This window comes from Prevotella melaninogenica (assembly GCF_013267595.1).
Lineage (GTDB): Bacteria > Bacteroidota > Bacteroidia > Bacteroidales > Bacteroidaceae > Prevotella > Prevotella melaninogenica_D.
The window spans coordinates 876716-890296 of sequence record NZ_CP054011.1 but is presented as its reverse complement, the minus strand read 5'-3'; the positions used below and the strand labels follow the sequence as shown (position 1 = coordinate 890296).

Genomic DNA, 13581 nt, shown 5'->3' with positions numbered 1-13581 from the left:
CAAAACTGTGATTAGGGGCAAACTATCTTTGTTATCAGTCATACCATAAATGTTGTTCTCCATTTCTGATGTGTAGTTATTTGATAAGCAACTATCTATTCATCAATTACATATATCATTTTGCCCTTAAAAAATATATTCATTATGCAGTATACGGGTGTCTCTTGTACCCAAAGCCAGCCTTGATATACAGCCTTTCCCCAGTTATAACTCTCGTCAATAACCTCAAACTCATAGTTCTTATATTTCTTTTGGTATGTCTCTAAATCGATACATTTACCTTGAAAATCATCTAACCATCTTTTGTTGAACACAAGTACATTGATGTCATCAATATCTGTATGTTCAAAAATAATCTTTGCTTTATGGGTTTGCTCTGTTTTTCCATTATACGAAAAAATATAATTAAAATACAAAACCAAATTGTCTTGTTTATGTTCAATTCTGTTGATGTGTGCATCGTGAAGCGAATACTTGAAATATTCACCAAAATCCCTGATAATCTTCATATTCTTTTCTGTTTTAGTGTGAAAACATACAGCTTAATCAAATCTTTGTATCAACCTAAATGATATTCATTGTTCTATGAATGGATTTAGCCCAAATCGGACATCAGAAAATTTTGCTTTCATTTTGTCAGAAAAAGCAGATGTGTAGTAATTATAATGACATAAGTGATATGTTTTTTCAATAATCAATTCTAATTTATTACACTTTGCTCTCCGATATCTCTAATGACTGATTTGAAGTTAAGGACTTCTCTCGCCTATGCTATCGTATAAGCGAGAGAAAGCTATCAGCAACAATCCCAATTATACAGGCAATTCGTGAAGTCGAGCTTTTTCAGTTGTTCTTTTGTCGCAAAGAAGTTTCCTACACCGCAGTCGCCCCACATAATTTCGCATCCGTTATTGTCTTCATACGAATCCAGTTGAAATAGGATTTCTGTATATTCAAACAATGAATCGTAGGTACGTGGGTCAGTTTGTGTAAAATAACCATATCCGCCAATCTGGGTGTTTTCTGTGATATCCAGCATTTCATATACAAGTTCAGCAAGGTCTTCGTCTAACTGCCACAAGTTCTGTGTCTGCTTTTCAGGGAAGTATGCATTCCATTTTTCTATGAAGGCATCTTGAAAACGGTAATCTGATATTGTTCTCCATTGTTTTTCAAGTTGAAATGACATAGATAAAGGTTTGTCTATATAGATAGGAGTAATCAGTTCTTCGTCCTCGTCCCTCTGAGGCTTATAAATAGCCGCTAACTCTCCTGAACCATAATGTTCTTCTATCATAGGATAATAAATTACCCGCTTGTTCTCATCAGAACAAGGGTTGTCATAGTCGTTCCCCATATCATAATTGCCACCAAAAATCCAAAACTGCATAATCCCTTTCTCTGGATAGATGGTATTCTCTGGCAGTTCCTCACAGTTTATCTGTGCCAGAAACAGCAGTTGCTCACCCTTGCTGTTGGTTGGAATCTCTGCCGTTTTGGGCAAGTAGAAAAGTCCTCCAACCTTGCTCTGGGTAAGTTCCAGAGCCGTACTGGGAGATAACTTTATCCGAATAGCATCAAGCAATGCTTCTTGTTTAAATTCTGCCACAAAGGCATCTATTTTTTCCTTCATAATTTTGTCTGTTTTTTCCAATATAATTCCTCTTTAAAATCACTCTGATAAATATAAAAGAGTCTATGGGCTGCACGGGATCTATTGTTTGGACAACTCTAAATTTCCTTGATAATCCGAACAGGCATCTACCCCAATAGTTTAAATATGATTTCTCGAACTTCGATATTTTGAGGTGCTCTCAGATCATAAGAGTTTCTTCTCTTTTCGTTTTGTTATCGTTCTTCATCATTTATTCTCTATTTATAACATGTATATAAAACTTTCGACCCTCTTGCCTATAAACCATATTTCAGGATAGCTGAATGATTGGTATATGTGTCCTTTTGGAAATTAAACTCACTAAACATTATAATGACTTTAGGAATTCTTGAATATCCTGTTTGTCACATAGTTGAGATCAGTTTTTATTCTTACTCATAGAGAAGTGTTATTATCTTTAGGTTAAAAATAAAGTGAATACTCCTCCTATAATAGGAGACAGGACAAAGATACATATTATTTTTTTTATAAGTTCATTTCAGCGTAATAATTTGTAGATGAAAGCATAAGGCAGTTCCTCATACAGTTTCAGGTAAATACATTTCTATGTTGTAAGCCAGGCGTTCTTGTTATATTGATGGTCTGAAAGCAACAAATATCCTGAGTCCTTGATGGATAAATAACTTGCTAATTCTTATTTTGAAAGGATTTCTTTCTGTTTTTTTCTTTAATCAGTCTATAATCGGGATATTTTATCTATATTTGCATAGTTTTAAAAAGCAAAGCAAAGATGAAGAAGTATGTCCTCGACTTGAAGGTATCTTCTGTGGATCGTGTCAATGCAAGGAATGTCCTTATTAAGCTGACAGATGAGAAACCGCTTCCAGAGATGCTGCCTGGTCAGTTTGTAGAGGTGAGAGTGGACGGCTCGCCTTCTACCTTTCTTCGCCGTCCTATTTCTATTAATTTTGTTGATAAAGAGCGTAATGAATTGTGGCTGCTTGTTGCAACTGTAGGAGAAGGTACGCGTACGCTTGCACGTCTGCGTGAAGGCGATAGGTTAAACTGCGTTCTTCCTTTGGGTAATACGTTTGCACCTTTGGCACGTTCGTCAGAACGTGTATTGCTTGTAGGCGGTGGTGTAGGCGTTGCTCCGTTGCTTTATTTCGGTAAGCAGATAAAGGATGCTGGTGGTTTGCCTGTCTTTTTGTTGGGAGCTCGTACAGCAGCCGATTTAGCAGAGGTATCGCTTTTCGAGAAGTATGGAAAGGTATGTATCACTACAGAGGATGGTTCTGCAGGTGAGAAAGGGTTTGTCACAAATCACTCTATCCTGTCCACAGAGCGTTTTGACCGTATTTCTACATGTGGCCCTAAGCCCATGATGATGGCAGTGGCACGTTATGCTCATAAGGCATCAATTCCTTGCGAGGCATCGTTAGAGAATATGATGGCGTGCGGTGTTGGTGCTTGTCTGTGCTGTGTAGAGAAAACGACAGGGGGAAATCTCTGTGTTTGTACAGAGGGCCCAGTCTTCGATACACGTAGATTGATGTGGGGAGAATAAATCAGAAAAGAGTGGTTGAAGCTTAGTTTCCTTTTATTATACCTATTATATTAATAGTACTATATAGGAAGAGGAAGCATACAATCACATAGTTTTGTAAAAATAGATGATTATAATATGGCTGATTTAAGTGTAAAGATAAGTGACTTACAGCTCAAGAATCCAGTAATGACAGCCAGTGGCACCTTTGGCTATGGTTTGGAGTTTGCTGATTTCGTTCCATTAGAGGAAATTGGAGGTATTATCGTCAAGGGTACGACACTGGAACCACGTGAGGGAAATGACTATCCACGTATGGTAGAAACACCTCAGGGAATGCTTAACTGCGTAGGTTTGCAAAATAAGGGAGTAGACTACTTCATCGAACATATCTATCCTCAGATAAAGGATATCGACACGAATATGATTGTCAATGTGAGTGGAAATTCGCCAGAATCGTATGCAGAAACCGCAGAGAAACTTGATGCATTGGAAGGTATTCCAGCTATCGAGGTAAATATCTCATGCCCTAACGTGAAAGAAGGCGGTATGTCGTTTGGTGTCACCTGTTCTGGTGCTGCTTCTATCGTGAAGGCTGTGCGCCAGCATTATCACAAGACGATGATTGTGAAGCTTTCACCTAATGTTACAGATGTTGCCAGCATTGCACGTGCCTGCGAAGATGAAGGTGCTGACTCGGTATCACTGATTAACACGTTGATGGGAATGGCGATTGATATTGAGCATCGTCGTCCGAAGTTGAGTATTCGTACGGGAGGATTGAGTGGACCAGCTGTAAAGCCTGTAGCTGTCCGAATGGTTAATGATGTTGCAAAGGCTGTTAAGATACCTATTATCGGTTTGGGTGGTATTTCTACTGCTGAAGATGCTATTGAATTCCTCATGGCAGGAGCAACAGCAATTCAGATAGGAACAGCGAATTTCATTGACTCACAGGTTACGATAAAGGTGCGTGATGGTATTAATGACTGGCTCGACCGTCATGGCTGTAAGTCGGTTACGGAAATCATCAACTGTCTTGTATAGACTTTTAAAGCAAGAATGGGTAAGAGAAAGTTTTATTTTTTCGACTTGGTTTACTTTGTTGGAGAGCGGTTACATCAGCTTTTCCCAGGGCGTCGTAGTATTGATGGAGTGTTACTAATACCTTTAGGGATTATGTTCCTTTTGGGGTATTGCTTAAATTTGCTGAATATCACACTGCTTCATTTTACTGGATGGAAAGAAAAAACTGTAATCAGTGTACCTATACTTTTATCGTATATCATTGTATATTATATATATCAGGTGCGAGGACATCATAGTCGTGTAATGACTCATTATCGGGGATCTATTTATGATAGTCCGCCTACGCTTTTGTTTGTTTTCTTTGCTTGGATGATTATTCCTAATATATTGTTATTGCTGCTCATAAATGTTGTAGAATAAACAAGGTTTTATGAATTCAGTATTTTGATTAATAGGGAAGTGCCGACATCGTTTTCCTCTTTTCAGAGAGTGATGTCGGCACTTCTTTTTTGTTTCCTGCTTAGAAAAATGTTTACATCTTTAAGGCTTCTTATCCTTCTATAAAGGCATATAAAGAGTTGTTTTTTGGGTGCTTGTAACTGTTATTATATCAGTTAGTTATAAAGCTGTGCAAGAAAAGGTGCTTAGTACGGGTTCAAAAGGGTGTTAGTAAGACCTCAAAAGAGCATCTTTTGCAAGCTAATTAGGCATCTTTTCGAAGCCAAATAAGCATCAAATAAGAAGTAGTCCGTGAAAAAACATTACAAAGTTTTGTCTTAATTCGCCATCGATTGATGGGCGGGTAAATAGTGTAACATCATTCATTCGGTTTTAGGATAACTTAGATGCTAACTTCAAGTGGAAAATTTAAGTGCTAAATTTCAACCTAATAATCTAAGAGTTTCTGATGCGTTTTGTTTTTACATATCCTTGTGATAATGGAAAAGTAGGGGTTGAGGCTGTTTTATTTTACATTTTTTTGCACAAACTATATTTACTTGCGCATTATTATAAGGTTTGTGTTTTAAAATACATTAAAATAAAGGTCGTTCGCTTGCGGTATTATTTTCCTTTTTATTATCTTTGTAAGATAGAATAAGAAAATAGTAAGTTTACTTTTAAAAGCAATGTTTGAAAATTTAAGTGATCGTCTTGAACGCTCCTTTAAGATTCTCAAGGGAGAGGGAAAGATTACAGAGATAAATGTAGCAGAAACCCTGAAGGACGTGCGCAGAGCGCTTCTTGATGCCGATGTTAACTATAAAGTTGCAAAAACCTTTACTGATACCGTAAAGCAAAAGGCATTAGGTATGAATGTACTCACAGCCGTTAAGCCTGGACAACTCATGGTTAAGATTGTACATGATGAGTTGGCTGAGTTGATGGGTGGTGAGGCTGTCGGTCTGAATTTATCAGGTCGTCCTTCTATCATTCTTATGAGTGGTTTACAAGGTTCTGGTAAGACAACATTCTCTGGTAAACTGGCAAACATGCTCAAGACAAAGGAGCATAAGAATCCTTTGTTGGTTGCTTGTGACGTCTATCGTCCTGCAGCTATCGACCAGTTGAAGGTTGTTGGTGAACAGGTAGGTGTAGCTGTCTATAGCGAGCCTGAGAACAAGAATGTGAATGAGATTGCTGATCACGCACTTGCTGAGGCAAAGGCAAAGGGTCACGATATTGTCATCATCGATACAGCTGGACGTCTGGCGGTTGATGAAGAGATGATGAACGAGATTGAGAGTCTCAAGAATCATGTTCATCCTGACGAGACATTGTTCGTTGTTGATTCAATGACGGGTCAGGATGCTGTTAACACTGCTAAGGAGTTCAATGATCGTTTGGATTTCAATGGTGTTGTTCTCACAAAGCTTGATGGTGATACACGTGGTGGTGCGGCATTGTCAATCCGTACAGTCGTTACAAAGCCTATTAAGTTCATTGGTACGGGCGAGAAGATGGAGGCTATTGATGTGTTCCATCCAGGTCGTATGGCAGACCGTATCTTGGGTATGGGTGACGTTGTTTCGCTTGTTGAGCGTGCACAGGAGCAGTTCGACGAGGAAGAAGCAAAGCGTCTGCAGAAGAAGATTCAGAAGAACCAGTTTGATTTCAATGATTTCTATAATCAGATACAGCAAATCAAGAAGATGGGTAACTTAAAGGACCTCGCTTCTATGATTCCTGGAGTAGGCAAGGCTATCCGTGATGTCGATATTGACGATAATGCTTTCAAGGGTATTGAGGCTATTATCCAGAGTATGACACCGAAAGAGCGCACGAATCCAGAATTGCTTAATAATTCTCGTCGTCAGCGTATTGCTAAGGGTTCCGGCACCAATATACAAGAGGTGAACCGACTCATTAAGCAATTCGACCAGACTCGTAAGATGATGAAGATGGTTACTGGCTCGAAGATGGCTGGTATGATGAGCAAGATGAAGGGTATGCCGGGAATGCCAAATATGCCGAAGATGTAAAAGACACATATTCATCAAATAATATCATTACTATGGAATATCAGTTAATAGACGGAAAGGCAACAGCAACTGCGATAAAGCAGGAGATTGCCGAAGAAGTGAAGGCGATTGTTGCCGCAGGTGGTAAACAACCTCATCTGGCTGCCGTTTTGGTGGGACATGATGGCGGAAGTGAAACCTATGTTAAGAATAAGGTAATTGCTTGTGAGCAATGTGGGTTCAAGTCTACGCTCATTCGTTTTGAGGCTGATGTGACAGAAGAAGAGCTTTTGGCTTGTGTGGATAAGCTGAATAAGGATGAAGACGTTGATGGCTTCATTGTTCAGCTTCCTTTGCCAAAGCATATCGATGAGCAGAAGATTATTATGGCTGTTGACTATCGCAAGGACGTGGATGGTTTCCATCCTATCAATGTGGGTCGTATGGCTATCGGTCTACCTTGCTTTATCTCGGCTACTCCATTGGGTATCCTCACCTTGTTGCAGCATTATCATATTGAGACTTCTGGTAAGAAGTGTGTTATCTTAGGTCGTAGCAATATTGTTGGTAAGCCTATGGCGCAGTTGATGATGCAAAAACAGTATGGCGATTCAACTGTAACAGTATGTCACTCTCGTTCAAAGGATTTGAAGAAAGAGTGTCAGGAGGCAGATATCATTATCGCAGCTATTGGTAGACCAGAGTTTGTAACAGCTGATATGGTGAGGCCAGGTGCAGTGGTTATTGACGTCGGTACGACACGTGTTGAAGACAAGACACGCAAGAGCGGCTTCAGACTATGTGGTGACGTGAAATTTGATGAGGTTGCTCCTCACTGCTCTTTCATTACGCCTGTCCCAGGTGGTGTTGGTCCAATGACCATCTGTTCACTGATGAAAAATACACTTGCTGCAGGCAAGAAAGAATATTATAAGTAGATGACAGCAGAAGAATATTTCCAACGAGGTAATGAGTGCCGACAGAGAGGCGACTGGCAAGAGGCCTTAGCTAATTATATGGAGGCTATCGAGTTGGACCCTAATTCTCCAGCAGTAATCGCAAAAGAGATGGTGGAGAATATTCTCAACTTCTATAACAAGGATGCGTATAATCCTTAAAATACAAAAACTATGAGCAAGATGAAAGGTGCCATTGTAGTAAACACAGATCGATGCAAAGGATGCCAGTTGTGTATCGTTGCGTGTCCGAAAGATGTTATTGCATTGGCTCAGAAAAAGGTAAATGTCCACGGCTATCCGTATACAGAGTCTGCACGACCAGATGATTGCATTGGTTGTGCTGCTTGTGCTACGGTTTGTCCTGATGGCTGTATCACAGTCTATCGTAAAAAAGTGGAGGAATAATTATGGCAGAACAAGATGTAAAACTAATGAAGGGTAATGAGGCTATCGCTCATGCAGCTATACGCTGCGGTACTGATGGCTATTTCGGTTACCCTATCACTCCTCAGAGTGAGATAATTGAGACACTTGCAGCATTGAAGCCATGGGAGACAACGGGTATGGTTGTTCTTCAGGCTGAGAGCGAGGTGGCTTCTATCAATATGATTTATGGTGGTGCTGGCGCTGGTAAGCGTGTGCTGACAAGTTCCTCATCACCTGGTGTAGCTTTGATGCAGGAGGGTATCAGCTATATGGCTGGTGCAGAACTTCCAGGCGTCTTTGTTAACGTTCAGCGTGGTGGTCCAGGTCTTGGAACTATCCAGCCAAGTCAGAGTGACTACTTCCAAGCAACACGTGGAGGTGGTAATGGTGATTACAATGTGATTGTATTGGCGCCAAATTCTGTACAGGAGATGGCTGATTTTGTTGACTTGGCTTTCGAGTTAGCATTCAAGTATCGTAACCCTGCAATGATTCTTTCTGACGGTGTGATTGGTCAGATGATGGAGAAGGTTGTCCTTCCTCCACAGAAACCACGTCGTACAGAGGAGGAAATCCGTAAGGAGTGTCCTTGGGCTTCAATGGGTCATACAGCTGATCGCAATCCTAATATCATTACCTCTTTGGAATTGAAGCCAGAGATAATGGAAGAAAGAAACCTCCACTTACAGGAGAAGTATCGTCAGATTCGTGAGAATGAGGTACGCTTTGAGACCCAGCAGTGCGAAGATGCAGATTATATTATCGTTAGTTTCGGTAGTGCTGCACGTATCGGTGAGAAGGCTGTTGAGTTAGCTCGTGAGGCAGGATTAAAGGTCGGTTTGTTCCGTCCAATCACTTTATGGCCTTTCCCAAGCAAGCAACTTGCCGAACTGTGCATGGGGAAGAAGGGTGTGTTGGTAAGCGAAATTAATGCTGGTCAGATGGTACAGGATGTTCGTTTGGCTATCAACGGAGCTTTACCAGTAGAACATTTTGGTCGCTTAGGTGGTATCGTTCCTGACCCTGAAGAGATTGTTAAGGCACTCAAGGAAAAGTTAGTAAAGTAAGAAGGGAGGACGTATATTATGGCAAATGATATCATTTCACCTGAGAATCTGGTGTATAAGAAGCCTACTTTGATGAACGATACGACAATGCACTATTGTCCGGGTTGTTCACATGGTGTGGTTCATAAATTAGTTGCAGAAGTAATCGAAGAGATGGGAATGAGTGATAAGGCGATTGGTGTATGCCCTGTTGGCTGTGCCGTGTTTGCTTATCGCTATCTTGATATCGACTGGCAGGAGGCTCCTCATGGTCGTGCTCCGGCTGTAGCAACGGGTATTAAGCGCCTTTGGGAAGACCGTTTGGTCTTCACTTATCAAGGTGATGGCGACCTTGCTTGTATTGGTACAGCAGAGACAATCCATGCTTTGAACCGTGGTGAGAATATTTCTATCATCTTTATTAATAATGCCATTTATGGTATGACAGGTGGACAGATGGCGCCTACAACGCTTATGGGTCAGAAGACAGCAACTTGTCCATACGGTCGTGAGCCAGAATTGCATGGCTATAATCTGAACATTACGGAGTTGGCAAGTCATCTGAAAGGAACCTGCTATGTTACTCGTCAGAGTGTTGACACCGTTGCTTCAATCAATAAAGCAAAGCGTGCTATACGCAAAGCGTTTGAAGCAAGTATGCAAGGAAAGGGAAGCTCGTTAGTAGAGATTGTTGCAACCTGTAATAGTGGTTGGAAACTTACTCCTGTAAAAGCCAACGAGTGGATGCGCGAGAATATGTTCCCTGAATATGAAAAGGGAGATTTGAAAGACACTACAGGTCTTTAAGTCGTCTCCCATATAAATTAAGGTGTAATATGAAAAAAGAGATAATAATTAGTGGCTTCGGTGGTCAGGGCGTACTCTCTATGGGTAAGATTCTGGCTTATTCGGGACTAATGGAAGATAAGGAGATAACATGGATGCCAGCTTATGGTCCAGAACAGCGTGGTGGTACAGCCAATGTTACTGTTATTATAAGCGATGACCGTATCTCTTCTCCTATTCTCAGCAAGTATGATGTAGCGATTGTTTTGAACCAGCCTTCATTGGATAAGTTCGAACCAAAAGTTAAGCCAGGCGGTTTACTTATCTATGATGGTTATGGAGTCTTCAATCCACCTACTCGTAAGGACATCACAGTCTATCGCATCAATGCAATGGATAAGGCTGCTGAGATGAAGAATGCAAAGGTGTTTAATATGATTGTCTTAGGTGGTCTGCTTAAGGTTTGTCCTGTAGTCAGCACTGATGGACTCAAGAAGGCGCTCTTCAAGAGCCTGCCAGAACGCCATCATAAACTCATTCCACTGAATATGGAAGCAGTGGAGGAGGGTATGAAGATTATTGCTCAGCAGTAATCGAATCGCATTACCGCAGAATCCTCTGTGGTAATGATGAAAGTGAACCTGATTTTTTATAACTCTCTAATTTGTTAAAGGGACCTAAGCAGTGATGCTACGGGTCCCTTTTTTCTTTGCTTATAGGTAATGGCATTTCAACGTATTATTGCTTCGCACGTGTGGTGTTATTGCTTCGCACATGTCGTGCTGATGGTAAACACGAATTGTGCTGAGCATTAAGTTGCTTGCTATATAAGATAGAGGGCAGGCTCATTTGCTTTTTATTAAAAAGAGGTGTTCGGTCGTAACAAACAAGCTAATTTATATGATATGTTTTCTTACTTTTATAAAAGGTAACCAAATGTTATCTATTTCAAAGCTGTTCCTTAATGAGAAAGGATATGCAATTTAATCTTTATAGGGCAACAATAACTCTATAAATAGCGCAGAAGAAAGTCCCTACAAGGCTCAGTTTTGCTTTATTTCCTTATATATTATTGTGTTATTAAGTCGAAAAAAATATAAACATTGTTCTTTATTTCCTTCTTTGTGGTTGCTTTTGCTCATAATATAGGGTGCTGTGCAGATTTTTCCTCTAAAAAATTTGGTTGTTTCATTATTTTTTTATTACTTTGCACCGAGTTTAAAACATTGACATTATAGATTTTACAAATATTAATTAATTCAGAGAAAACAATGAAAAAGTTAGTTTTAATGTTGGCTGCTGCTTCTATGGCAGCATCTGTTTCTGCTCAGACAGTAGCAGAGAGCAAGACATTTGATAACATCTACGTTGGTATTAACGGTGGTGTTGCAACAAAGACAACTGGTCATAAGTGGTTGAGCGACCTCGATCCAAACGCTGGTATCCGTATCGGTCGTTACTTCACTCCAGTATTCGGTCTTGCTGTAGAGGGTAACGCATACTTCTCAAACAAGCCTTGGGGTTCTACAGGTACAGTAGTTCGCGCTACTAACGCAAGCTTGCTCGGTACTGTAAACCTTAGCAACTGGTTCGGTGGTTACAAGGGTGAGCCACGTACATTCGAGGTTAGCGCACTCTATGGTCTTGGTTGGATGCACGTATTTACAAACAACAAGCTTGTTAAGGCTGCTACTGAGAATCAGCGTAATCGTATGACTTCTAAGGCTGCTCTTGACTTTGCTTTCAACTTTGGTTCAGCAAAGCAGTTCCAGTTCTATGTAGAGCCTTCTATTAACTTCGCATTCTTGGGTCAGTCAAAGAGCAAGGAACTTGTTGCAACTGGTAATGCTTTGGCTCCAGTAGCTTTAGCTGATCATCAGGAGTATGGTTACAAGGCAGCTTCACAGGCAGGTCAGCCAGCTTACAACATCAACAACTCATTTGTTCAGTTGAACGCTGGTTTCATTTACAAGTTTGCTAACTCTAACGGTACACACAACTTCACAATCGTTACTCCACGTGACCAGGCTGAGATCGATGCTTTGAACGCTCAGATCAACGAGCTCCGCAACCGTAAGCCAGAGGTTATCACTAAGGAGGTAGTTAAGGAAGTTCCTTCTGTTAAGGTTAAGGAGTTCACCGTATCTGACCTCGTATTCGTAACATTCGCTCAGGGTAAGTCTGCTCTTACAAACGACGCTAAGGCTGCTCTTAACAACGTTAAGGAGGGTGTTCACGTTCAGGTTGTTGGTACAGCTTCTCCAGAGGGTTCTAAGGAACTTAACGATCGTCTCTCACAGGCTCGTGCTGACGTAGTTGCTAACTACCTCAAGGGTCGTGGTGTTATCGTTGACGAGGCAACTGGTAAGGGTGTACAGGGTGTAACTTCTAACCGTCTTGCAGTTGTTTACGTAAAGTAATCTAACCGAATAGGTTAAGAAGGGTTATCCTTCGAACAATAAATATTGGGGATGCATCTTTTAGGTGCATCCTCTTTTGTTTTCTTTCTATGTGTAGTTTTTCTTAATAAGGTTTATTAATAAGGATGACATTTGAGTTTTCCTTGCAAATAATAGAATAATCTTACTGATTCTCCGTTATATAAAATAAGCAAAGTGGTATAACTGCTTGTAATAACTTGTTAGTGTAAAAAGAGTTATATGGAAAAGTTATCAAAGATAGGTAGATATGAGTTTTTGGCGGAGCCGTTTCATTGCGACTTCTCTAACCATTTATTTATGGGGCATTTAGGCAATCATATGTTGAATGCAGCCGATTTTCATAGCAACGACCGCGGTTATGGTATGAACTATCTCAATACAGTTAATAAGACATGGGTGTTGAGCCGCTTGGCTATTGAGATGGAAGAAATGCCGAAGGCATATGATAAGTTCTTTGTAGAGACTTGGGTCGATAGTGCTTTGAAATCCTTTACAAGCCGTAACTTTAAGGTTATTGGTGAGACAGGGCATGTTTATGGCTATGGTAAGAGTGTCTGGGCAATGATAGACCTTGACACACGTCAGCCTGCAGACATTCTTGCTGTTCGCGGTGGTTTGATAACCGAGTATATAGAAACAGAATATTCTTGTCCAATAGAGAAGTCATCACGTGTGAAGATGTCTGCTGATGCCACTCCTGTTCGTTCAATAGACACTTATTATAATGATGTTGATATCAATGGACATATTAACTCAGTCAAATATATCGAGCATATGTTAGACTTGTGGGACGTGGCTTGGTATAAGCAACATCGTATCAAACGTTTTGAGATAGCTTATGTTGCTGAATCACATCAAGGTGATAAACTTCACTTCTATCGGGAGCAGCGAGAAACGGAGACCGACTTCAATGTAAGAATAACAAAGAGTAATGTGGAAAGAGAAGAGACGGAAGTGTGTCGTTGTAGGGTACAATTTGTTTAACTCGTATTGGTCGTTAGGAAACAATACCTACAGTACAGAATTATACGTGTTGTAATCTAATAAAATTTGGCTTTAAGAGTTGCTGTCACTCGTGTCACTTATTATAGATGTATAATTACTTGTTTTATAATGAGTTATCTCTATATGTTAAAATGACAGCAAACGTAATTTAAAATAAACTTGTTAGAAGTGTAGTGTTTCTGTTCTTGTTATAAGCTTGATCAGTTCAAACTTTAATGAGTTGATGAATATTTTAATAATCATGATATCTGTCTTTGAAAGAATAAAAT

14 protein-coding genes are annotated in these 13581 nt (G+C 40.2%); 12 read left to right on the top strand and 2 right to left on the bottom strand.

The features are described from left to right. Nucleotides 1-95: 95 nt before the first annotated feature. The gene (locus FIU21_RS08905; RefSeq protein ID WP_004360116.1) at nucleotides 96-509 is read right to left on the bottom strand and encodes a hypothetical protein; all 414 of its coding nucleotides are present in this window, start codon (nucleotides 507-509) and stop codon (nucleotides 96-98) included. Nucleotides 510-796: 287 nt separating this feature from the next. After that, entirely contained in the window at nucleotides 797-1633 is an 837-nt protein-coding gene (locus FIU21_RS08900; protein ID WP_036886198.1) for a YwqG family protein, read from the bottom strand. Between the two features lie 772 nt (nucleotides 1634-2405). Between FIU21_RS08900 and FIU21_RS08895 the strand changes: the two genes are divergently transcribed. From FIU21_RS08895 to FIU21_RS08840, 12 genes are all read left to right on the top strand, one after another. Then, on the top strand, nucleotides 2406-3182 hold the full coding sequence (locus FIU21_RS08895; protein WP_004360118.1) for a dihydroorotate dehydrogenase electron transfer subunit: 777 nt from the start codon (nucleotides 2406-2408) through the stop codon (nucleotides 3180-3182). 117 nt (nucleotides 3183-3299) lie between these two features. Then, nucleotides 3300-4208 carry a dihydroorotate dehydrogenase gene (locus FIU21_RS08890; protein ID WP_004360119.1) on the top strand — a complete coding sequence of 303 codons (909 nt, stop codon included), beginning with the start codon at nucleotides 3300-3302 and terminating at the stop codon, nucleotides 4206-4208. 15 nt (nucleotides 4209-4223) lie between these two features. Then, nucleotides 4224-4610 (top strand): hypothetical protein, encoded by a 387-nt coding sequence (locus tag FIU21_RS08885; RefSeq protein WP_036886200.1) that lies wholly within the window; start codon nucleotides 4224-4226, stop codon nucleotides 4608-4610. Between the two features lie 707 nt (nucleotides 4611-5317). Next, nucleotides 5318-6670 (top strand): signal recognition particle protein, encoded by a 1353-nt coding sequence (gene ffh, locus FIU21_RS08880; protein ID WP_004360120.1) that lies wholly within the window; start codon nucleotides 5318-5320, stop codon nucleotides 6668-6670. 32 nt (nucleotides 6671-6702) lie between these two features. Next, nucleotides 6703-7587: a bifunctional methylenetetrahydrofolate dehydrogenase/methenyltetrahydrofolate cyclohydrolase FolD gene (gene folD, locus FIU21_RS08875; RefSeq protein ID WP_004360121.1), complete on the top strand. Its 885-nt coding sequence runs from the start codon at nucleotides 6703-6705 to the stop codon at nucleotides 7585-7587. Then, nucleotides 7588-7767, top strand: coding sequence for a tetratricopeptide repeat protein (locus FIU21_RS08870; RefSeq protein WP_004360124.1), 180 nt, complete (start codon nucleotides 7588-7590; stop codon nucleotides 7765-7767). A gap of 12 nt (nucleotides 7768-7779) precedes the next feature. Beyond that, on the top strand, nucleotides 7780-8013 hold the full coding sequence (locus FIU21_RS08865; RefSeq protein ID WP_004360126.1) for a 4Fe-4S dicluster domain-containing protein: 234 nt from the start codon (nucleotides 7780-7782) through the stop codon (nucleotides 8011-8013). A gap of 2 nt (nucleotides 8014-8015) precedes the next feature. Further along, the gene (locus FIU21_RS08860) at nucleotides 8016-9101 is read left to right on the top strand and encodes a 3-methyl-2-oxobutanoate dehydrogenase subunit VorB (protein ID WP_004360127.1); all 1086 of its coding nucleotides are present in this window, start codon (nucleotides 8016-8018) and stop codon (nucleotides 9099-9101) included. Between the two features lie 18 nt (nucleotides 9102-9119). Then, nucleotides 9120-9887, top strand: a complete 768-nt coding sequence (locus tag FIU21_RS08855; RefSeq protein WP_004360138.1) for a thiamine pyrophosphate-dependent enzyme — start codon at nucleotides 9120-9122, stop codon at nucleotides 9885-9887. A gap of 29 nt (nucleotides 9888-9916) precedes the next feature. Next, the gene (locus tag FIU21_RS08850; protein ID WP_004360144.1) at nucleotides 9917-10459 is read left to right on the top strand and encodes a 2-oxoacid:ferredoxin oxidoreductase subunit gamma family protein; all 543 of its coding nucleotides are present in this window, start codon (nucleotides 9917-9919) and stop codon (nucleotides 10457-10459) included. A gap of 678 nt (nucleotides 10460-11137) precedes the next feature. Beyond that, nucleotides 11138-12286, top strand: a complete 1149-nt coding sequence (locus tag FIU21_RS08845) for an OmpA family protein (RefSeq protein ID WP_004360146.1) — start codon at nucleotides 11138-11140, stop codon at nucleotides 12284-12286. Nucleotides 12287-12526: 240 nt separating this feature from the next. Beyond that, nucleotides 12527-13291 carry an acyl-[acyl-carrier-protein] thioesterase gene (locus FIU21_RS08840; protein ID WP_004360148.1) on the top strand — a complete coding sequence of 255 codons (765 nt, stop codon included), beginning with the start codon at nucleotides 12527-12529 and terminating at the stop codon, nucleotides 13289-13291. Nucleotides 13292-13581: the final 290 nt, after the last annotated feature.